The organism is Massilia sp. GER05 (assembly GCF_052056005.1).
In the GTDB taxonomy this organism is placed as follows: Bacteria; Pseudomonadota; Gammaproteobacteria; order Burkholderiales; family Burkholderiaceae_D; genus Telluria; species Telluria orientalis.
The window spans coordinates 1816171-1837411 of the sequence record NZ_CP178858.1 but is presented as its reverse complement, the minus strand read 5'-3'; the positions used below and the strand labels follow the sequence as shown (position 1 = coordinate 1837411).

Sequence of the window (21241 nt, the reverse complement as noted above, 5' to 3'; positions counted from 1 at the left end):
ACGCGGTAAAATCGCCCACCATGACCCAGCCCAGCAGCCACGAGTGGATCAACCACTTCCTCGAGAACGACCCGCCACGCTCCAAATCGCTCGTGATGACGATCTTCGGCGACGCCATCGCGCCGCATGGCGGCCGCCTGTGGCTGGGCAGCCTGATCGAGCTGGTGGCGCCGCTCGGCGTCACGGACCGGCTCGTGCGCACGAGCGTGTTCCGCCTCGTGCAGGAAGGCTGGCTCGTCGCGAACCGCGAAGGCCGGCGCAGCAGCTATGCGCTGCAGCCCGACGCCGCGCCCCGCTTCGCGCGCGCCAACCGCCGTATCTACGCGCCGCCCGGCGTCGACTGGGACGGCCGCTGGACCCTCCTGCTCGCCCCCAACGGCAGTATCGACACCGCCCTGCGCGCGGCCGTGCGCAAGGAACTCGAATGGGAAGGCTTCGCCATGCTGGCGCCGGGCTTGCTGGCGCATCCGGCGGCCGACCCGGACGGCGTGGCCGAGGTGTTGCGGCGCGTGGAAGGCGGCGGCAAGATCTTCGTCTGCGCCGCGACGGAACTGCCGGGCGTCGGCGCGCGGCCGCTGGCCGAACTGGTGCGCGAAGGGTGGAATTTGTCTGCCGTCGCGGCGGGCTACCGCCGTTTCATCGATCAGTTCACGCCGCTGCTCGACCTGCTGCGCGGCGAGCCCGAACCGGGTCCGCAGCATGCCTTTAGCGTGCGTACCCTGCTGATCCACGCATACCGCCGCGTCCAGCTGCACGATCCGATGCTGCCGCTCGCGCTGCTGCCGCAACCGTGGCCGGGGTCGGAGGCGTATGCGCTGGCGCAGGCGATCTACCGCCTCGTGTGGGCACCGGCCGAACGGCATCTGATGGACGTGCTGCGGCGCGAGGATGCGGCCGCGCCGGCGGCGGATGCGGGGCTGGCCGAGCGGTTCGGCGGACTGCAGCATTGAGCAACGTCGCCCCCGCGCAGGCGGGGGCCCAATTTTGCGTCACCGAGACGCTGAACCTGGGTTCCCGCCAAGGTGGACGGCCAGTCCGGGAACGACGAGGTAACTCAACAATCCAGCGCAAACTGCGCCGCCGCCATCGGATGGCGGATGCGGTCCAGCGCCAGTTCCAGGTCGAGCCCCGGCCAGTACAGGCATTCCCCGCCCAGGGGTTGGATATGGCACAACTGCGCCACGGTGGCGTGCTCGAACCAGGGGAACAGCGCGAACGGCACATAGAGCTCTTCGTCGCGCCAGCGCAGCCAGAAGCCGCGCCGGTCGATGGTCGTGATTTCCGGCCGCGCCACACGGATGTTCATCATGTTCCCTCCCCCTCGATGAGGCCAAGCAGGAACAGTAACAAACCCTTGGTCATCATCCCTTAAGCGGTATCATGCCGGCTCACACCCAACAACATCAGGACGCACCATGTCTATCAAGATCAGCAGCCAGTTCGACGCTGGCGCCATCGATATCGTGAACGCCACGAGCGCGAACGCCATCGACCTGAACATCCGCAAGGACTCCCACGCCGACATCACGCAGTGGTTCTACTTCCGCCTGCAGGGCGCGCAGGCGCAGCCGTGCACGATCCGCCTGCTCAACGCGGGCAAGTCCGCGTATCCGAAGGGCTGGGAAGACTATCACGCGATGGCCAGCTACGACCGCGTCAACTGGTTCCGCGTGCCGACCAGCTTCGACGGCCAGGTGCTCACGATCGAGCACACGCCCGCGATGGACAGCGTCTACTACGCCTATTTCGAGCCGTATTCGTGGGAACGCCACCTGGAGCTGCTCGACCGCGCCCAGCTGTCCGAACACGTGCGCATGCTGGACCTCGGCTCGACCGTCGACGGCCGCGACCTGAACATGCTCGTGATCGGCGACGAGGCGGCGAGCAAGAAGAAAGTCTGGGTCATCGCGCGCCAGCACCCGGGCGAGACGATGGCGGAATGGTTCGTCGAAGGCATGCTCGACGCCCTGCTCGACCCGGCCCACCCGTTCGGCCGCCAGCTGCTGAAAGAAACCGTGTTCCACGTCGTGCCGAACATGAACCCGGACGGGTCCGTGCGCGGCAATTTGCGCACGAACGCGGCCGGCGCCAACCTGAACCGCGAATGGCTGAATCCGTCGCTGGAACGCAGCCCGGAAGTGTTCCTGGTCCGCAAGAAGATGGAAGAGACGGGCGTCGACCTGTTCCTGGACGTGCATGGCGACGAGGGCCTGCCCTACGTCTTCATCGCCGGCAGCGATGCCCTGCCGACCTTTACGGCCGAACAGGCCGCCGCGCAGAAGGCATTCTCGGACGCCTTCATGATCGCCAGCCCGGACTTCCAGGACGTCCACGGCTACCCGAAGGAGCCGTACACGGACGAGGTGCTGACGATGGGCTCGCCGTACGTCACGCACGCGTTCGGCTGCCTGTCGCTGACCCTGGAACTGCCGTTCAAGGACAATGCCAACGACCCGGATCCGCAGGTCGGCTGGGACGGTGCCCGCAGCGCGCGCCTCGGCGCCGCGGTGCTGCAGCCGGTGCTGCAGGCGGTCCGTCGGCTGGAAGAATAAGCAACGGGGCACAAGCCCCCGTTATTGCTCTTACAGGAAAGTAAACACCTGTTCCTGCGCCAGGCGCGATTTCGGCAGGCTGGCGTTGAAATCGCTGTCGGCGTGGTAGCCGAAGCTCAGCAGGACGAGGCTGGACAGGCCCTTCTCGTGCAGGCCCAGCTCCGCGTCCAGCGCGGCCGGGTCGAGGCCTTCCATCGGGGTCGTGTCCACGCCGAGCGCGGCAGCGGCCAGCATGGCGTTGCCCAGCGCGATATAGGCCTGCTTCTCGAACCACTGCGGCAGGTCCTTCAGCGTGTAGCGGTGCAGGTTGACGTAGCCCTGGCGGCCCTTGGCCTGGCCAGCCTTGGCGGCATCGTCCTTGAAGCGGCCGTCGCGCTGTTCCTGCTCGAGCAGGCGCTCCAGGTGGCCGCCTTCGGCGTCGACGCGCGTGCAGAACAGGATCACGTGCGACGCGTTCAGGATCTTCGCTTCGTTGTAGCTGTACGGACCCTGCACGCCCCTGGCCAGGCGCGCCTTCGCTTCCGGCGTGCTGGCGACGATGAAGTGCCAGGGCTGCGAGTTCACCGACGACGGGCTGGTGCGCAGCACTTCATAAATCTGCTGCATCGTCTCTTCGGGGACGCGGCGGGTCGGGTCGTAGGCCTTGGCGGTGTAGCGCTTGCGGGCGGCGGCAAGAATGTCCATCGGGTTCCTTTCAAAAATGCGTATCTGCACATTATTGCAGGAACCCGAAAACGCGTGCGTCACATGGTCATGATGGGCGTGTCGAACACAAGACCATTGCCGATCAGCTGCACGCTCAGGTCCACGTTTTCCGGACTCTCGCTGATGCCGGCAAGGACCTCGCCACGGGTGGCGATCTTGCGGTCCAGGGCGTCGGTCCAGAAATCCAGCCCGGCCTGGTCCGGCGCGCGGTGCAGGATGTGCTCGTAATACTTGACCACGAGGTCGCGGTTGGAGAGGCCGCCGTACAGCTTCAGGTATTCCGCCGATGCGAGGAAGGCGCCGGTGATCCCTGCCAGGGTCGCGCCCCCGCCATCGATCTGCTGCGTCCAGAAATCCAGGCCCGGCTCGTCCGGATTGCGGCCGAATGCCGCCTGGTACAAGCGGAACAGCTGGCCGCCCGTGTTGTCGACGCTGATGAGCGCGACGTCCTTGTCGTCGAAATACACGCGTTCGACGCCTGTCAGCGTGTCGATGCCGCCGGTGCCCTTCAGGTCCGCGATCGTCCACGCGTCGCCCGTGCGTTCGATCCGGTAGTCGGCGTAGGCGCCCTGGTAGGCGACGGTGTCGAAACCGGCGCCGCCGTCGATCACGTCGCTGCCCGCATCGGCGCCGATGCGGTCGTCGCCGCCGCCGGCCCGGATGACGTCGCTGCCCGCGAAGCCTTTCAGAATATCCTTGCCGGCGCTGCCGGTGATGGTGTCGGAGCCGGCCAGCAGCGCCGTATAAATCTGGGTATCCGTGGTGGCCTCGAGGACCGTGTCCAGGAACGTCCCGCCATCGATGGTCAGGTCCGTCGCCTGGAACACCGGCAGGCCGGAGTAGCCCAGCTGGACCAGGTTCACCGCCGTCGCGGTGCCGCTCACGTCGCCGGCCGGGCCGATCGCGAAGTTACCCAGGATGGACAGGTGCTGGAGCCCGTTTTCCAGAATGACGCTGCTGGACGAGGTCGAGATGATTTTCCATTGCACGGCCGTGCTGCCGATCAGGTCGAGGTGCGGGCCGAAGGTCTGGAGTGTTGCCATGACGTCTCCCGTGACATAGAAAGACGTCAATGTAACACATGGTTATGACGTTTTTGCAATAGATTGTCACGACCTCATGGGGGAATGTGAAATCAATTGCCCGCGACCACCATCTGCTCGATCAGGATGGAGCCCGTCGACTTGTTCCCGCGCGTGAGCACGTCGTTGCCGACGCCGACGATGGCCTGGAACATGTCCTTCATGTTGCCCGCGATGGTGATCTCTTCGACCGGGTACTGGATGACGCCGTTCTCGACCCAGTAGCCGGACGCGCCGCGCGAATAATCGCCCGTGACGTAGTTCGTGCCCTGCCCCATCAGTTCCGTGACGAGCAGGCCGGTCCCCATCTTGCGCAGCATGCCTTCGAAGTCGTCCGCGATCTTCGTTTCCTTGGAGATGATTTCCAGGTTGTGCGAGCCGCCGGCATTGCCCGTCGTCTGCATGCCCAGCTTGCGGGCCGAGTAAGACGACAGGAAATAGCCTTGCAGCACGCCGTCGCTGACGACCTTGCGGCGCTGGGTGCGCACGCCTTCTTCATCGAACGGGGCCGAGCCCACGCCGCCGATCAGGTGCGGGTCTTCGACGATCTGGATGTGGGACGGGAAGATGCTGCTGCCCAGCGAATCGAGCAGGAAGCTCGACTTGCGGTACAGGGCGCCGCCCGAGGTGGCCTGGACGAATGCGCCCAGCAGGCCGGCGGCCAGCGGCGCCTCGAACAGCACGGGGCACGTGCGGGTGTCGAGCTTGCGCGCGTTCAGGCGCGCGAGGGCGCGTTCGGCGGCATAGCGGCCGATCTTTTCCGGATCGCCCAGTTTGTTCGGATCGCGCGCCGACGAATACCAGTCGTCGCGCTGCATGTGGGCGCCCTTGCCCGCGATCGGCGCGACGGACAGCGTGTGGCGCGAGAACGGGTAGCCGGCGCAGAAGCCGAGCGAGTTGGCCGCCACGAAGTGCGACTGCTGCACGTAGACGCTGGCGCCCTCGCTGTTGGTGACGCGCTTGTCGACGGCGAACGCGGCCGCCTCGCAGCGCTGCGCGATCGCGACGGCGTCCTCGGCGCTGATGTCCCACGGGTAACACAGGCGCAGGTCGCGCGGGTTGGTTTCCAGCAGGTCGGCATCCGGCAGGCCGGCGGCCGGGTCCTCGGCCGTGAAGCGGGCGATGTTGTACGCCGCCTCGACGGTGGCGCGCAGCGAATCGCGCGAGAAGTCGGACGTATTGGCGTGCCCCCGGCGCTGGCCGCAGTAGACGGTCACGCCGATGCCCTTGTCCTTGTTCTGCTCGATGGTCTCGATCTGGCCCTTGCGGACCGTCACCGCCAGCCCGCTACCCTCGCTGATCTCGACCGACGCATCGCTGGCGCCCGTTTCCTTGGCAATGGCAAGCACGTCCTGTGCAAGCTGCTTGAGCTGATCCTGGGTATGGGTGAAGACGGTATCGGTCATGTGCGTTTTTCGTAGCGAGCCCTAAAACAGTTATCATAGCAGCCGTTTACTGTTTTTACCGGCCGGCTTCGTGCCTGCCGAATCTAGATCATCATGCCAAATGCCAACCGCGGCTCCGTCGGCTTCCGCTCCGACGAGTTCGACCAGGAATACGACCGCCCTTCCAAGTCCGAACTCAAGCGCCAGAGTAACGAGCTGCAGAAGCTCGGCGAACAACTCATCGAGGCGCCGCGCGACCGCGTGAAGCGCGTCCCGATGCCGGACGAAGTCCGCGACGCCATCCTCATGTGCCAGACCATCACCAACCACGAGGGCCGGCGCCGCCAGCTGCAATTCGTCGGCAAGCTGATGCGCTCGCTCGACGAGGAAGAGGTCGCCGTCATCCAGCGCACCATCGAAAGCTGGAAGGGCACGTCGAAGGCCGAGGCCGCCGCGCTGCACGCGCTGGAGCGCCGCCGCGACAAGCTGCTGGCCGACGACAAGGCCCTCACCCAGCTGCTGGAAGAACATCCGGACCTGGACGTGCAGCACCTGCGCACGCTGATCCGCAATGCGCGCAAGGAACAGGCCGAGAACAAGCCCCCCAAGGCCTACCGCGAAATCTTCCAGATCCTGAAGGACCTGGCGAAGGCGCCGAAAGCCGCGCCTGCCGATGAAGCCTCCGGGGACGAGGACGAAGACGATGAGTCTGGACAATAAAGTCGAAGAACTGGTCGTCGGCCTGGTGTCGGTCTCGGACCGCGCCAGCGGCGGCGTCTATGAAGACAAGGGCATACCCGCGCTGCGCGAGTGGCTGGAAGCCGCCCTCGTCACCCCGTTCCGCGTCGAGACGCGCCTGATCCCGGACGACCGCGCCAGCATCGAGCAGACGCTCGTCGAGCTGGTCGACACCGTGCGCTGCCACCTCGTGCTCACGACGGGCGGCACGGGCCCCGCTCGGCGCGACGTCACGCCGGAAGCGACCGTCGCCGTGGGCACGAAGGAGATGCCCGGCTTCGGCGAGCAGATGCGCCAGATCAGCCTGCACTTCGTGCCGACCGCGATCCTGTCGCGCCAGACGGCCGTGATCCGCGAGACTCCCGACCACACCGCCCTGATCATGAACCTGCCGGGCCAGCCGAAGTCGATCAAGGAAACGCTGCAAGGCTTGAAGGACGCGGACGGTCAAAGCATCGTCGGCGGCATCTTCGCGGCCGTCCCGTATTGCATCGACCTGATCGGCGGCCCATACGCCGAGACCGACCCGGCCGTCTGCAAGGCCTTCCGGCCGAAGTCGGCGCAACGACACAAGGACACCGCATGAGCGACCTGCTCGAACACATCCAGATCGAGACCAACGATAACCCGGAGATCGCCATCATCTGGATGCACGGCCTGGGCGCGGACGGCAACGACTTCGTGCCGATCGTGAGCGAACTGGACCTCGACGGCCTGCCCGGCATCCGCTTCATCTTCCCGCACGCGAACACGATGCCGGTGACCATCAGCAACGGCTACGTGATGCGCTCCTGGTACGACATCACGGGCCTGGAACTCGGGCGGCGCGAAGACGAGAACGGCCTGCGCGCCTCGCAGAAACAGATCGAAGCCTTCATCGAGCGCGAAAAAGCGCGCGGCATTCCCGCCTCGCGCATCATCCTCGCCGGCTTCTCGCAGGGCTGCGCGATGGCCATCCAGACGGGCCTGCGCCATCCGGAACCGCTGGCCGGCCTGCTGTGCCTGTCCGGCTACGTGCCGCTGTCGGCCAACGTGGCGACCGAGCGCACCGACGCCAGCAAGTCCACGCCGATCTTCATGGCCCACGGCCGCTACGACAACGTGGTGCCGTTCAATCGCGCGGAAGCGTCGCGCGACCTGCTCGTCTCGCTGGGCTACCAGCTCGAATGGCACGAATACACCATGCAGCACACGCTGTGCCTGGAAGAAGTCCAGCACATCTCCGCGTGGCTGAAGAAAGTACTGGGCTGACCATGGCAAAGAAAGAGCAACTCGACGACGAGACGCTGGCGCTGATCCACTGGTGCATCGAGGTCGAACACCACCTCGTCGCCGGCGGCGCCACGCAGAAACAGGCGCAGGAACACATCGAGGAACAGGTCGAGTGGTTCACCGACATGTTCTACGAAGGCCTCACGCCCGAGCAGGCGGCGAAGGAAGCGCTGGCGTAAGCACTCTACTGGGGGCCCGGATTGGCTGCGGCAGGGACAGATTCGTGCAAGGACGCCGGTCGAGCCTCGCCAAGCGAGAACGGCGCAAAATAAGCGACAAGCACCGGTGGAATCGACATCACCAGTACGAAAATAAAGAAGGTTTGATAATTTTGGTGGAAGGCCGTAAACACCGGCCCGCTGACCCATCCCGTTACGCATTTGCACAATGCCATGACGCTGGTCGCAAATGCGTAATGCGACATTTGAAAACGCCCTGGCGAAACCTGCTGCACCATGTACAACATGTGCCCGACCGAACCTATCCCGTAACCGAATTTTTCCAGTAAAACCGCGCCGGAAATCGCGGCAAGACTCGACGGCAAGTCCATGCTGAGCCAATAGTACGTCAGGTGCGGCACATTGAGCGACAATGCCAGGATAAAAAATGAGCGGCGCAATGTCATCTTGCTGACCACGAAACTCGCCAAAATCGTCCCGGCGATGAATGCGACCGTGCCGAACGTTCCATTTATCGTGCCCAGCGTTTGATTATCAAGACCCAGCCCTCCCAACTTCCTGCTGTCGAGCAGGAAGAGTGGACTGATCTTTTCCAAAAATCCTTCCGCGAGGCGATACATGAAAACGACGAAAAGCATCGTCCATATTTTTGGCTTTGCGACAAACGTGTGCCAGGCGCGCCCGGAGGATTTGAATGCGTCGAAAAAACTGTAATCGGACCTGGCGGTAGCTCGCGTATGCGGAAGAGTCGTCGCATGCCAGATTGCCGATATGCCGATAAACAGGGAACAGATCAGAAGCACCATCATCCAGCATTCCGGCCAGCTCAATGAGTAATTCTTTTTAAGCACTCCACTCAGAGAGACCACGATGCCGGACGCGATTACCGCTCCGATATTCCAGCAAAGGTTTTGCACCCCCGCATAACGAGCCTGCTCGGCGGAATTCGTGGCACTCATGAAGATACCGTCGATGGCGATGTCTTGTGTTGCCGATGCAAACCCGATGATCCAGAAAAAACAAAGCGTGAGAGGGACCGCATAGGTTCCGCTGAGTGAAATCGCGGCAAGCCCGAACGCAGTCATCAGGATGAACTGCATTGCCAATACCCATCGCCTTTTCGTGCCAAATGACTCGAGCAATGGCGCCCAGATCGGCTTCAAGACCCAAGGCAGATAAAGCTGGCTTGTATATATCACCACCTGCTCCGTAGTCATGCCCAAGTTGCGATACATGATGGCCGCCGCCGATGCGACGAAAATATTCGGAAAACCCATCGTCATATATATCGAGGGTACCCAGAAGGCAAGCCTGGAGCGTGAACCTGAGCGCCTGAAATAATTCGTCATTGAGGGACTTCTCGTGGTTATTAAAATAGCCCGACCGGTTTTTGCAGCCCTATACGGAAAAGCTGGGCAGGCGGTGCGAGCGCGTGCAAGCCAGCATGACGACCTTTGGTTTGCTAGCGACTGTCGGATATCCACGACCTGAAGTTGGGAAGCGCCGGATTTTCGCTGCGCATCGCCGCCAGCAGTTCGTCCTGCGTCACGCCCTTTTCCAGCTTGGCCAGCCAGCTTGCTGCCCATGCGGCGGTGTCGCGGTCCCGCTCGCTCCTCACCAACGTATTGAATGTCTGATAGGCATCGGCGGCATTGCCCAACCAGGCATAGGCAAGCGCTGCCGCGCGCGCGAATGCGGTAACATCATGACCGTGATGCCAGGCTTCGGTTCCCTTGACAATATCTTTTCGTGTCGGGCTCGCGCCCATGAGCCCAACGCGGAATAGCGCATACGATATCTCGGGCGCGTCGGGCGCCAAGACGGCGGCCTGCGTCAAGCCCGCCCGTGCCGACTCCAGCAAATCCTGCTTGTTCGGGCCTGCGCGCTCTGCCAGCTTCGCATACGCCAACCCCAACAGATAATGTGGCTCAGGATTGTAGGGATCGTCCTCCACGGCCCGCGACAGGTAGCCGATGGCCTCCCGCGGATTGCCCCACTCGACCTGGGCACGACTCAAGGTAATTTGGGCGAGACCGACGGCGGATGCCTTGGGGGCCGTAAGCTTCAAACGCTCCAGCAGCTTCCTGCCGTCGGCGGGTGTCGGGCAAGTCTTCAGCAAGGCGTTGTCGATTACGAACTCGCCCTCGATACGGCTCAGACGGGTGAAATCTATGTTGCCTTTAGGCAATTCTGGCACATCGACCTGAAGGATTTTTAGCGACCCGCGCCGGTATCGCAACATTGCCGCATCGAGATCGCGGCCCGAAAGGCCGAATACCTCGGCAAACGCCTCGGCGGAATCGCTTCCGTTATTGACCAGGTCGAGGTATTTCGCAGTCTTGTTGCGGTTTTCCTCCGACGAGAGCATATAGTGCACAAGATTGAAAGCGCGTCCCATGAATTCATATTGTTCGAAATAGTCGGCCGTGCCGACCTTGTAAGACTTGGATGGGCTTTTGAAATTGAATACCTGGTCGAAAGAAAGGCGCGCGCCTGCCTTTCCCTCGTCGATCATTTGTACCCAATTGTATGAGGTGCCCGCATCACGCCCTATTGCCATTTGGGTATCGGTGAATCGCACACCTGCGAAATACGCTTGAAAGCCGACGATAAACCACGTAGGCGCCCGAATTCGGGTATGGCGGTACAGGAAGTTCTCTGCATACAACCACAGATTTGCCATCAGTGTGTAATCATCGTCCGCGCGAAGCAGCGATGAATTATTGAGCTTCCAGCTTTTTCCTACTTCGTATGTGAAAGCTTGCGTTGCAGATACGCAACTGTTGACCATGCCGACGGCGGATGGAGAATGCTCGCCGATCTCCAATGGCCAGTTCACCGGATTCTGGAAATACAACGTAAGCTTGGGCATTGTCTCCTGCCTGTCCAGGAATGGCTTTAGGTACAAGCGTAGAAGATAGTCGAGCCGTTCGATATTATTGACCAGCTCAATGACGTCATCCGGATCGTCGTTCGAATAGACGATCAGATGCTGACTCTCGATCCGGAACCATGACGATGGATCGCGTACGCCTTTGACGACAACCGTGGAGGGATCGTGTTTGCCCTTGACGACGACCTTGGGCGATTCGTTCGCGGATGCACCAACCGGCACGAACGCGATTGCCACGAGCAGGGAGAATGCGTACTTGGGTATGGTCATTCGTTCCTCCGCATATTACGGACCAGTAGCGATAAACGATGCCACGGCGGACGAAACAGTGCATACGCTGCGGCTGATGAAAGTGCCAGGCTGAACAATGGCAAAGAAAGACCATCTCGACGACGAGACGCTGACTCACTGGTGCATCGAGCTCGAACACCACCTGGTCGCCAGCGCTGGCGCAAGCCGGCTTACTTCGGCGCGCAGCGCGGCGAGTTCGCTGCCGCCCATTCCGCAGCCGTCTTGAGCGACACGTCCGCCGTTTCCCCCTTCGGCGCCGGCTGCATGGGCGCGATGCCGCCGCGGAAGACCGGACCGTCGGCCAGCGCGGAGCGCGCCTGCGTCAACACGAACAGCGCGCCGTCCGGCAGCGTATACGTCATGTTCGCCGTCGACATCCCGTACGACGTTTGTCCGAACGTCCGCACCCTTGCCTCTCCCATCAACGCGACGAGCAGCATCTCGCCGGCGCTTGCCGTCTTCGCGCCGACCAGCACGGCCAGCGGATCCGTGGCGAAGGAGGCGAACGGATTCACGTGGCCGGGCGCATCGTGACCGGCCTTCGATTCAAGGTACCCGCGGTGCACCAACGGAATCGGGTTGCCGTCGCGCTCCACCCAGCGCGCCTTGTTCGCGTCGCCGAACAGCGGATACATGGCGATGAGCGGCGGCCATCCATTGCCGCCCGTCTGTTCACTCAGGTCGACGACGAGGGCGCACGCCCCACGGCTACCGGGAAGCGCAACCGCCTCGTCATACACGCCTTGCACGTAGGCCGACATGGCCTCGGGCGTGGAGGCCGTGATGGGCGGCGGCACGAAGCGCAACACCGTGCCCCGGGTCGTCGCGACGAGCTGGAACATCGGCACACGCGGGCGGGCCGGCGCGGCGCCGGCGAACTGTCCCGGCGCCACGGGCGGCATCACGAAGGAATGTTTGTCTGTGTCCAGCGTAGCGAGCAGTCCGTTGATGCGTGCATACAGGTCGGCCCGGTCGACGCCTTGCGCCTTGTCGTCGACGAGCGCCAGCAAACGCTGCTTCGCCTGCGCATAGTCTTCCTGCCGCAGCGGATACAGGCCCTTGCTCTCGACCAGCTCGATGGCCCGCGTGGTCACATCGCGCGCCAGGGCCAGGGGCATGGTCTCCGAGGCGCCTGCGGCGCCGGATGCGACAAACGACAGGGCGCAAACGGCCGCCCGCAACATGGTGCGATTCATGGTGTCTCCTTGTTCAACGAGGCGGCTACATGCCGCGGAACAGATATTGAAAACGCTGGCTGACCGGCAGTCGCGCGGGATGACCGCGCAGGTGCACCCACAAGGCGCCATCCTCGGCGCGCGCGGCGCTCGCGATGCGCCGCACGGCCACCATGTAGCCGCGGTGGATCTGCCAGAAGGCTGCGGGATCGAGCGAATCGGCCAGTTCCTTCAGGCTCAGGCGGATATGGGCTTCGAGTCCGTCCGTCACGACGCGCGTGTACTTGGCGTCGGCGCAGAAATAGACGACGTCGGCCAGGTCGATGAAGTGGATCGTGTTGCCGACCGTGGCCTGCAGCCACGCGGGCGCCCTGGGGGCGGGCCGCAAGCGCGACACGAGGTGCGTGAGGTCCGGCGGCGGCGACGCCAGGCGCGCGCGCACGCGCTCGACCGCGCGCGCGAGACGTTCCAGCGCGATGGGCTTGACCACGTAGTCCACGGCCCCTTCGTCGAAGGCGGCGAGCGCATGTTCGCCGTAGGCCGTCACGAACACGACGTGCGTCCGCGCACCGAACACGCGCGCCAGTTCCAGGCCGTCCAGGCCCGGCATGCGGATGTCGAGGAAGGCCACGTCCGGCATCCATTCGCGGCCCAGGCGCAGCGCCTCGATGCCATCCTGCGCGGCGGCGAGCTGCGCGTCCGGCCACAAACGTTCCAGCGCTTCGACGAGTTCCGCGCGCAACAGCGGTTCGTCGTCGGCGACGAGGATGCGGGGCGCCGTCATGCCATCACCTCCAGCGCGGCGGTCGCCGGCAGCGTCAGCACCGCTTCCGTCAGGCCGCCGTCGCCGCGGCGCAGGACGAAGCCGGCGCGCGCGCCATACAACGCTTGCAGGCGCTCGCGCAGGTTGCGCAGGCCGACGCCGCTGCCCAGCGTGGTCTCGCCGATGCCGGCGCCGTCGTCGGCGACGACGATGGTCAACACGCCGTGCTCGCGGCCGGCAGTCACGGCGATGCGCACGGTGCCCGGCTTCGGCTCGACGCCGTGGCGCACAGCGTTTTCCACGAGCGTCATCAGGAGCAGCGGCGGCATCGACACGGCCGCCAGGTCGGATGGGCAATCGAGCCGGTATTGCAGCCGCTCGCCGAAGCGGATCGCCATCAGCGCCAGGTAGTGGCCGGCCAGTTCGAATTCGCGGCCCAGCGTGGACGCCTGGCTGCGCATGTCGGGCAGCGCGCTATGCAGGTAGGCGATCAGGTGTTCCAGCATCTCGACGGCGCGCGGCGGCTGGTGGCGCGCGAGATACCGCGTGTTGGCGAGCGTGTTGTACAGGAAGTGCGGTTCGACCTGGGCTTGCAGCGCTTTCAGCTCGGCCGCCAGCGCCGCGTTGCGCAGGTCGGCCAGCTGCTGCGCGCGGGCGCGGGTGCGGGCGAACCACAGCGGCAATCCGAGCACGGCCACGTTCACGCCGAAGACGCAGGCCAGCAGTTGCTGGTCGGGCAGCGCTTGCACGTCCCACGCCGCGAGCACGTGCCGGTATGCCGGCAGCACGGCCCACGCGCCGGCGCCGGTCGCGGCCAGCAGCAGGATCATGGCCCCGGTCCAGCCGAGCCGGCGCGCGGCCAGCAGCAGCAACATGCACGCGACGAAGCCCGGCACCACGATCGCGCCGAACAAGGCCAGCAAGGCGTAGCGCTCCAGCAGCAGCGCGCCGCCCGCGACGAGCGCCAGGCACAGGAGGCTGAGCAGCCCCTGGCGCCACGTGCAACCGTACTGGCGGCGGATGGCGCGGGCGCAGTCGTCGCCGGTCATCGATTCGCTCACAAGGTCGGCGTGGTCGGGATGGCGGCCTGTGGCGGCATCTTGTCGACCGGGACCTCGTTGCCGACGGTCTCGAATGCGACCGGCTCCATCCACACCTGGCCCGTGCCGCCGCCGATGGCGCCGAACACGATCAGCGCCGCGTTGACCGGGACATCCAGCACGATGCTGCGCTCCTGCCAGCCGGTGGTGCCCTTGACCGGCTGGCTCTTGGTGTTATAAAAGGCGACCGTCTTGCCTTCGTGCGTATCGACACGCATCCACAATCCCGCCCAGTCGCTTATCGCCTCGGTACGCAGGCGCGCGCGGAACCGCACGCGCTGGCCGAGGTAGCGCTGCGCCTGGACAGGTTGGACCAGGGCTGCCCACGCCTTGGGATCGTTCGTCTTACTGCGCAAGAACTTGGCTCCGCGCCCTTCCGGCGACGTGTCCACGCCCGCCGTGAATTTGTCGGGATTTGCACCGGTCACGTGCCAGCTCGGCGGCAACGGCGCGGGGGTCGCGGCCAGCGCCAGGACGGTCGTGGCGGCCGCCGCGGCGGCGAGGATGTAATGGGGTTTCATCGGTTTGTCTTTCACGAGTGGTTGGGAGCCGTCACTATGCCGCCGGCGCCGGCGATGCGCCGGGCAATGCGACGGACGACTACCGCGCCGCGACGAACGCGGCCAGAGGCCGACGAGCTATTCGGGCAGCGGCGCCGCACTCGACGCCGGCGCTTCCGTGCGCGCCGTGTTCATCACCATCGCGAGGAACGTGTAGTAGCCGTTCACGCCCATCAGGTCGACGACGCCCTGCTCGCCGAACAGGGCCAGCGCGTCGTCGTAGACGCGGTCCGACACGCGCTTGTGGCGGTGCAGTTCGAGGCAGAAGTCGTACACGACGGCTTCGTCGACGAGCATCGTGGCCGGCCGCTCGCGCCGGGCGATGGCGGCAATGACGTCCGGCGGCACACCCACCTGCTGCGCGATCGGCGCGTGGATCGCCCACTCGACCTGCTGGTCCCATTCGCGCGCCGTGACGAGGATCGCCAGCTCCGACAGGCGCACGCCGATGGCGCTGCGGTAGCGCAGGTACTCGCCGACCCGCTGCGCATGGCCCATCAGCTCGGGACTGCGCAGCAGCGGCACGAACGGGCCGTACAGCGCACCGCGCGGACCATGGATGATCTCCTGGGCCGCGGCGCGCTGGGCGTCGGTCCAGTCTTCGGGCGGAATCGGGCGGAGGCGGTCTGTCATGACGAAAATATTCGCATGCCTTGAGGCAAAAATCAAAAGAATCCCGACGGTTCCCGCTTATTGTCAAACGTCAACTTTTTGGGGAGCTTCCAATGACGCATATCCTGCATCGCAGCCTGCGCCAGACGCCGCCCGTCGCGGTCGGCGGCGCGGGCGTCTATTTGTACGACAGCCACGGGCGCAGCTACCTGGACGCCAGCGGCGGCGCGGCCGTGTCGTCGCTCGGCCACGGCCATCCGGACGTGATCGCCGCCATGCACCGCCAGATCGACCGGTGCGCCTACGCCCACACCGCGTTCTTCACGACCGAGGTGGCGGAGCAGCTGGCCGACCGCCTCGTGGCGAACGCGCCGGCCGGCATCGCGGGCGTCTACCTCGTGTCGGGCGGTTCGGAAGCGATGGAGACCGCGCTCAAACTCGCGCGCCAGTACTGCGTCGAAGGTGGAGAGCCGCAACGCTCGCTGTTCATCGCCCGGCGCCAGAGCTACCACGGGAATACGCTGGGCGCGCTGGCCGTGGGCGGCAACGAATGGCGCCGCCAGCCCTTCGCCCCGCTGCTGATCGACGTCGAGCGGGTGTCGGCCTGCTACGAATACCGCGGCCGCGCCGAGGACCAGACCGTCGACCAGTACACGGCCATGCTGCTGGACGAACTGGAAGCGGCGATCCTGCAGGCCGGCCCGGACCGCGTGATCGCGTTCTGCGCCGAACCCGTCGTGGGTGCGACCGGCGGCGCGATCCCGCCCACGCCCGGCTACTTCCGCGGCGTGCGCGCGCTGTGCGACAAGTACGGCATCCTGTTCATCGCCGACGAAGTCATGTGCGGGATGGGCCGCACGGGCACGATGTACGCGATCGAGCAGGACGGCGTGGCGCCCGACCTGATCGCCGTGGCGAAAGGCCTGGGCGCGGGTTACCAGCCGATCGGCGCGGTGCTCGTGAACGGCGCCATCATCGAACGCCTGCGCGCCGGCAGCGGCGCATTCCTGCACGGGCACACCTACATCGGGCATCCGGTGGCGGCAGCCGCGGCCCTTGCCGTGCAGGACGTCATCGAACGCGACGATCTGCTCACCCAGGTGCGCCTGCGCGGCGCCCAGTTGCGGGCGATGCTGGACGAGGAATTCGAAGACCATCCGCACGTGGGCGACATCCGCGGCCGCGGGCTGTTCCTGGCGCTGGAACTGGTGCGCGAGCGCGCGACCAAGTCGCCGTTCGAGCCGGAACTGAAACTGCACGCCGCGATCAAGGCGCGCGCGATGGAGAACGGGTTGCTGGTGTATCCGATGGGCGGCACGATCGATGGCCGGCACGGGGATCATGTGCTGCTGGCGCCGCCGTTCGTCGTCACGCAGGGCGACCTGGGCGAGATCGTGGGCAGACTGAAAGAATCAGTGGAGGGGGCTTTAAAAGCAGTGGCAATCTAAAACAACGTCGTCCCTGCGAAGGCAGGGGCCCAAGTTCCAGGCTTGGCCACGAACTTGGGTCCCCGCCTCCGCGGGGACGACGTTTCACACGTATCAGCCTTTCGGATACGCGATCACTTCCTGTTGCTGCTCGCCCAGCCCCGCAATGCCGAGGCGCAGCTTATCGCCCTTCTTGAGGAAGCGCTGCGGGCTGCGGCCGAGGCCCACGCCCGGCGGCGTGCCCGTCGTGATGATGTCGCCCGGCTCCAGGGTCATGAAGCGCGACAGGTAGCTGACGATTTGCGCGACCGTGAAGATCATCTTCGACGTATTCCCGGTCTGCACGCGCTTGCCGTTCAGGTCGAGGTACAGGTCGAGGTCCTGCACGTCGAAGATCTCGTCCTTGGTGACGAGGAACGGGCCGACGGGGCCGAAGGTGTCGCAGCCTTTGCCTTTATCCCACTGCGAGCCGAGTTCGAACTGGTAGGCGCGTTCCGAGACGTCGTTGACGACGCAATAGCCGGCCACGTATTTCAGCGCATCCTTCTCGTCGACGTATTGCGCGCGAGTGCCGATGACGACGCCCAGCTCGACTTCCCAGTCGGTCTTTTTCGAGCCTTTCGGCAGCTGGATGGGATCGTCCGGGCCGTTCAGGCAGGACGTCGCCTTCATGAACATGATCGGTTCCTTCGGGGTCAAGGCCCCGACTTCGGCCGCGTGGTCGGAGTAATTCATGCCGATGCCGATGAACTTGCCGACGCCCTTGACCGGCACGCCGAAGCGGGGGTTGCCGCGGACGACCGGCAGCGTTTTCCAGTCGACCTTGGCGAGCTTGCGCAACGCCTTTTCCGACAGCACCGACCCGTCGATGTCCTCGATGACGCCGGACAGGTCGCGCAGGCGGCCTTCTTCGTCGAACAGGCCCGGTTTTTCCTTACCTGGGCGACCGTAACGAACCAATCTCATATTCTTCCTTCTGGGTGAGCAAAGCGATGCCGCATTTTACTTGACGGCGCCGAAGGAAGTCGTGGAAGTAGCCGAGCAGGCCAGGCATCTGCAGCGCCACCAGCACGCCGAATGCGACGCGGTAGGCGAGCGCCGGAAAGTGGCCCGCAGTGTCGGGACGCCACAGGCCGACGATCAGCCCGAACCCCGCCTGCACGAGGAATGCGCCGATGAAGATCAGGAGGTTCAGGCACGTCGCCGCGCGTCCCGTCAGCGTGCGCGGCAGGCTCTGGGCCACGATCGCGTATTCGATGCCGGTGATCGTCCCCACGAGCGTGAACAGCACCGACAGCAGCTGCAGGCTGGGTCGCCAGTTCAATACGATGACCACCTGCACGACGATGAAGAGGAACACGCCGACGGCGGCCACGTCCAGCGCCTCGATGCCGCGCCGTCCCGCCCATTCGGTGATCATGCCGACCGCGATGGCGCCGAAGATCACCGACGCCATGCCCATGTACAGCAGGTAGGCGACGGCGGCGTCCGGAAACCGGGCCACGTCGGACAGCCAGCGCCCGATCCACAGGCCCTGGATGCCGAAGAAGATCGCATGCGGCACGAGCACCAGCGAGATCGTCGCACGGAACGCGGGCGCGCGGTACACGTCCAGCACCGAGCGCACGGTCGGCAGCGCGCCGCCGGGTGCCTTCGACCTGGGCGTGACGAGCCAGATCAGCAGGCCGCTGCACGCCGTCAACGCGGCCAGCAGCATGAACAGGCCGCGCCAGTCCGTGTGCTGCAGCAGCATGCGGACCGGCATGGTGGCGGAGGCCGCACCCAGGCCGCCCACGGCGATCAGGTAACCTTGCACGGACGGCAGGCGCGTGGGCGAGATCCAGGTGGAGATCGCCTTCACGGCCGACATGAAGCATCCGCCCAGGCCGCAGCCGATAATGGCGCGTGCCAGCACCAGCTGGCCGAACGAGCGGCCGGTGGCGAACAGCAGCGCGCCCGTCGCCGCCAGCATCAGCAGCACCACCTGCACCTTGCGCGGGCCGTAGCGGTCGAGCGCGATCCCGACCGGGAGCTGGACGAGGGCGAACGCAAAGAAGAACGCGCTGGTGAGGAGGCCGAGCTGGCCCGGTGTCAGCGCGAGCGCGCCGACCAGATGCGGTGCCAGCACGGCATTCACGTTGCGCAGCAGCGAGGACAGGTAATGCCCCAGCGCGAACGGCAGGAACACGTAGAAAAACACTGCCACCCCGTTGAGGCGCGACTGGCTCTGGTCGGTTTCCATGGACGTCTCCTGCGGGTCAGGCCGCGTCGGGTTGGCTGTCGCTGGCACGCCGGTCCTGCGCGTGGACAGCCTGGATCGGGATCACGCGGCCCGCCGCACCGAAGGTGTCGTGATCGTCCTCGCCGCCCTCGAAGAAGAATTTCTTGCGGCCGAACGCCGGCTTCAGGTGATCGAGCCAGGTGGCGTCGGGATCGTATTTCGCGAAGAACGGCCGGCGCACCCAGTCCGGATTGCGCGCCTGCAGGAACTGCAGCGCGAACAGCTTGTCGCCGTTGATGGTGACGACGCCGTCGATCACGACCTTGCCCGGGAACGCGCTCATCGACGGCCCGCGCACGGTGCGCGACAGGCCCGACACCATGCTGTACGCGGACTGGAAGATCTCGTGCGCGCGCGCCAGCGGCAGCGCGAAGTACTCGCGCGGACCGGTATCCCGCTCGACGAACATGTAATAAGGGATCGCGCCCAGGCGCACGCCCGTCGTCCACAGCTCGGCCCAGCTGTTCGGGTCTTCGTTGATGTGGCGGATCAGCGGCCCCTGCATGCGCAAGGTCGCGCCCGTGCCGACGATGCGCTTGACGGCCTGCTGGGCCACCGGCTGGCGCAGCTCGACGGCGTGGTTGTAATGCCCCATCAGCGCGAGGTTCTTGCCGGCCTTGACGACTTTCTCGAACAGGCGCATCAGGTCGTCGCTGTCCTTGTCCGACACGTAGCGCTGCGGCCAGTATGCGACCGACTTGGTGCCGATCCGGATGTTCTGGATATGCGCCAGTTCGGGCGCCAGCAGCGGTTCGATGAACTCGGCCAGCGAGCGCGTATTCATGATCATCGGATCGCCGCCCGTGATCAGGACGTCCGTCACGTCTGGATGCGTGCCGAGGTAGGACACCAGTTCCGTGGACTCGCGCGCATCGAACTTCATCTCTTCCATGCCCACGAACTGCGGCCAGCGGAAGCAGAAAGTGCAATAGGCGTGGCACGTCTGGCCCGCGCTGGGGAAGAACAGCACGGTCTCCTTGTACTTGTGCTGCAGGCCCTTGAGCGGCGCGTCGTTCACGCGCGGCACGTTGTGCGTCATCTGCCCTGCCGGGTGCGGATTCATGCGCATGCGGATCTGGTGCACGAGCTGCGCGATCGCGGCGTCGTCCTTCTTGACCAGCACGAGGTCGCGCAGCTGCTCGTATTCGCGCGCGGGCAGCATGTCGCGGTGGGGGAACGTCAGGCGATAGATTGGATCGTCCGGAACATTGCTCCAGTCGATCAACTGCTCCATCACGTATTCGTTCGTGCGGAAAGGCAGCACGTGGGACACCACCTGCACGGCTTCCTGCAGATCCGGGCTCAGCCATTGCCATTGGCGGGCGTTCTGGATCGACTGGCGGGTATAGGGCTTGAACTTGGCGGGGGTTGCGTCGAGGGTCACGGGATTTCTCCTGAGGGAAGTGGTTGGCGGCAGCAAAAGGTGACGCACGGAAATAATTGCCGACAGGAACCGATGGTAGGGAGACGGACTTGCCTTTGAGTTGCCCCGAGTCAAGTTCTGATTCCGTTTCTCACTGATTTCCACATGCACTGCGAAAGATCAGCGTTGCCGTTGCGGCGGCACATCGGGTGCTACTTGCGTTAGCACAACAACCCGGCTGGGGCCGCGGCGTAGAGTACGAAATGCAAATAGGCAACATTCAGACCTATCTCTTTCCCCTTCCCGAAAGGACATCCTATGAAGCTGACCGCAACCGTAGTCGCTACCGCCCTGGCCCTGTCCTGCGCCGGCGCGCTGGCGGCCGAACCGACCGAGAAAGACGCGATCGCCATGGCCGAGCGCGGCGCCGCGATGGTCAAGGCCAAGGGCAAGGAAGAAGTCATGAAACGCATTACGGCCAAGGACCCGGAATTCGTCCAGGGCTCGCTGTACATCGACATGCGCGACGTCAAGACCGGCATCGTGCTGGCTCACCCGTACAACCCGTCGATCGTCGGCAAGGATTTGACGGACGTGCCCGATGCGAACGGCAAGAAATACCGCCGCGAGATCATCGAACTGGCCGCCGCCAAGGGCAAGGGCTGGGTCGACTACCAGTACAAGAATCCGACCACGGGCAAGATCGAGCCGAAGACGACGTACATCCTGCTCGTCGACGGCGTCGTGCTCGAGGCCGGGCTATACAAGAAGCAATAGGACGTGCGCGCGGGCGGCATGCCCGCGTTCGGTGTTCGAGCGGGCGGCATGCCCGCGTTCGGTGTTCAAGCGGGCGGCATGCCCGC

At 64.9% G+C, this 21241-nt stretch carries 22 protein-coding genes; 8 read left to right on the top strand and 14 right to left on the bottom strand.

Going from position 1 to position 21241, the window contains the following annotated elements:
• Nucleotides 1-20 precede the first annotated feature (20 nt).
• Nucleotides 21-950, top strand: coding sequence for a phenylacetic acid degradation operon negative regulatory protein PaaX (gene paaX / locus ACL58G_RS08280; protein ID WP_440966254.1), 930 nt, complete (start codon nt 21-23; stop codon nt 948-950).
• Between the two features lie 104 nt (nt 951-1054).
• Here the strand turns inward: paaX and ACL58G_RS08275 are convergent, their stop codons facing one another.
• A complete protein-coding gene (locus tag ACL58G_RS08275) occupies nt 1055-1309 on the bottom strand; it encodes a DUF2442 domain-containing protein (RefSeq protein WP_413382019.1) in 255 nt (84 codons plus the stop codon).
• Nucleotides 1310-1415: 106 nt separating this feature from the next.
• Here ACL58G_RS08275 and ACL58G_RS08270 point away from each other — a divergent pair, with 106 nt between their 5' ends.
• The gene (locus tag ACL58G_RS08270; protein WP_440966252.1) at nt 1416-2552 is read left to right on the top strand and encodes a M14 family metallopeptidase; all 1137 of its coding nucleotides are present in this window, start codon (nt 1416-1418) and stop codon (nt 2550-2552) included.
• Between the two features lie 30 nt (nt 2553-2582).
• Here the strand turns inward: ACL58G_RS08270 and nfsB are convergent, their stop codons facing one another.
• From nfsB to pmbA, 3 genes are all read right to left on the bottom strand, one after another.
• On the bottom strand, nt 2583-3236 hold the full coding sequence (nfsB, locus tag ACL58G_RS08265; protein WP_413382014.1) for an oxygen-insensitive NAD(P)H nitroreductase: 654 nt from the start codon (nt 3234-3236) through the stop codon (nt 2583-2585).
• Between the two features lie 59 nt (nt 3237-3295).
• A complete protein-coding gene (locus ACL58G_RS08260; protein ID WP_440966250.1) occupies nt 3296-4300 on the bottom strand; it encodes a DUF4214 domain-containing protein in 1005 nt (334 codons plus the stop codon).
• A gap of 92 nt (nt 4301-4392) precedes the next feature.
• Complete coding sequence (gene pmbA / locus ACL58G_RS08255) at nt 4393-5745, bottom strand: metalloprotease PmbA (protein WP_413382008.1); 1353 nt, start codon at nt 5743-5745, stop codon at nt 4393-4395.
• A 93-nt stretch (nt 5746-5838) separates the two neighbouring features.
• Between pmbA and yjgA the strand changes: the two genes are divergently transcribed.
• From yjgA to ACL58G_RS08235, 4 genes are read left to right on the top strand one after another with little or no spacing between them, the layout of a single operon-like run.
• The gene (gene yjgA / locus ACL58G_RS08250) at nt 5839-6444 is read left to right on the top strand and encodes a ribosome biogenesis factor YjgA (protein ID WP_056124414.1); all 606 of its coding nucleotides are present in this window, start codon (nt 5839-5841) and stop codon (nt 6442-6444) included.
• Nucleotides 6428-7048 (top strand): molybdopterin adenylyltransferase, encoded by a 621-nt coding sequence (gene mog, locus ACL58G_RS08245; protein ID WP_440966247.1) that lies wholly within the window; start codon nt 6428-6430, stop codon nt 7046-7048. Before yjgA ends, mog begins: the two co-directional genes overlap by 17 nt.
• On the top strand, nt 7045-7713 hold the full coding sequence (locus tag ACL58G_RS08240; protein ID WP_440966246.1) for an alpha/beta hydrolase: 669 nt from the start codon (nt 7045-7047) through the stop codon (nt 7711-7713). The genes mog and ACL58G_RS08240 overlap by 4 nt, the downstream gene beginning before the upstream one ends.
• 2 nt (nt 7714-7715) lie before the next feature.
• Nucleotides 7716-7913: a hypothetical protein gene (locus tag ACL58G_RS08235; protein ID WP_105376471.1), complete on the top strand. Its 198-nt coding sequence runs from the start codon at nt 7716-7718 to the stop codon at nt 7911-7913.
• A 5-nt stretch (nt 7914-7918) separates the two neighbouring features.
• Here ACL58G_RS08235 and ACL58G_RS08230 read toward each other — a convergent pair whose 3' ends face one another.
• The 7 genes from ACL58G_RS08230 to ACL58G_RS08200 form a co-directional block, all read right to left on the bottom strand.
• The gene (locus ACL58G_RS08230) at nt 7919-9262 is read right to left on the bottom strand and encodes an MFS transporter (protein WP_440966244.1); all 1344 of its coding nucleotides are present in this window, start codon (nt 9260-9262) and stop codon (nt 7919-7921) included.
• Between the two features lie 113 nt (nt 9263-9375).
• Nucleotides 9376-11076 carry a tetratricopeptide repeat protein gene (locus tag ACL58G_RS08225; protein ID WP_440966242.1) on the bottom strand — a complete coding sequence of 567 codons (1701 nt, stop codon included), beginning with the start codon at nt 11074-11076 and terminating at the stop codon, nt 9376-9378.
• A gap of 191 nt (nt 11077-11267) precedes the next feature.
• Entirely contained in the window at nt 11268-12293 is a 1026-nt protein-coding gene (locus ACL58G_RS08220) for a S41 family peptidase (protein ID WP_440966240.1), read from the bottom strand.
• Between the two features lie 25 nt (nt 12294-12318).
• Nucleotides 12319-13056, bottom strand: coding sequence for a LytR/AlgR family response regulator transcription factor (locus tag ACL58G_RS08215; RefSeq protein ID WP_440966238.1), 738 nt, complete (start codon nt 13054-13056; stop codon nt 12319-12321).
• Entirely contained in the window at nt 13053-14084 is a 1032-nt protein-coding gene (locus ACL58G_RS08210) for a sensor histidine kinase (protein WP_440966236.1), read from the bottom strand. The genes ACL58G_RS08215 and ACL58G_RS08210 overlap by 4 nt, the downstream gene beginning before the upstream one ends.
• A gap of 8 nt (nt 14085-14092) precedes the next feature.
• A complete protein-coding gene (locus ACL58G_RS08205) occupies nt 14093-14656 on the bottom strand; it encodes a transcriptional regulator (protein WP_440966234.1) in 564 nt (187 codons plus the stop codon).
• Nucleotides 14657-14773: 117 nt separating this feature from the next.
• Nucleotides 14774-15328, bottom strand: a complete 555-nt coding sequence (locus ACL58G_RS08200; RefSeq protein ID WP_440966232.1) for a carboxymuconolactone decarboxylase family protein — start codon at nt 15326-15328, stop codon at nt 14774-14776.
• Between the two features lie 92 nt (nt 15329-15420).
• Here ACL58G_RS08200 and ACL58G_RS08195 point away from each other — a divergent pair, with 92 nt between their 5' ends.
• Complete coding sequence (locus tag ACL58G_RS08195; protein WP_440966230.1) at nt 15421-16755, top strand: aspartate aminotransferase family protein; 1335 nt, start codon at nt 15421-15423, stop codon at nt 16753-16755.
• A 93-nt stretch (nt 16756-16848) separates the two neighbouring features.
• On the opposite strand, the gene ACL58G_RS08190 is transcribed toward ACL58G_RS08195, so the two are convergent.
• The 3 genes from ACL58G_RS08190 to ACL58G_RS08180 are packed head-to-tail and all read right to left on the bottom strand — an operon-like array spanning nt 16849 to nt 20399.
• The gene (locus ACL58G_RS08190; protein ID WP_440966228.1) at nt 16849-17700 is read right to left on the bottom strand and encodes a fumarylacetoacetate hydrolase family protein; all 852 of its coding nucleotides are present in this window, start codon (nt 17698-17700) and stop codon (nt 16849-16851) included.
• Nucleotides 17669-18976, bottom strand: a complete 1308-nt coding sequence (locus tag ACL58G_RS08185) for an MFS transporter (RefSeq protein WP_440966227.1) — start codon at nt 18974-18976, stop codon at nt 17669-17671. Before ACL58G_RS08185 ends, ACL58G_RS08190 begins: the two co-directional genes overlap by 32 nt.
• A 16-nt stretch (nt 18977-18992) precedes the next feature.
• A complete protein-coding gene (locus ACL58G_RS08180) occupies nt 18993-20399 on the bottom strand; it encodes a KamA family radical SAM protein (protein WP_440966225.1) in 1407 nt (468 codons plus the stop codon).
• 297 nt (nt 20400-20696) lie between these two features.
• Here ACL58G_RS08180 and ACL58G_RS08175 point away from each other — a divergent pair, with 297 nt between their 5' ends.
• Nucleotides 20697-21155, top strand: a complete 459-nt coding sequence (locus tag ACL58G_RS08175) for a cache domain-containing protein (protein WP_440966223.1) — start codon at nt 20697-20699, stop codon at nt 21153-21155.
• Nucleotides 21156-21241: the final 86 nt, after the last annotated feature.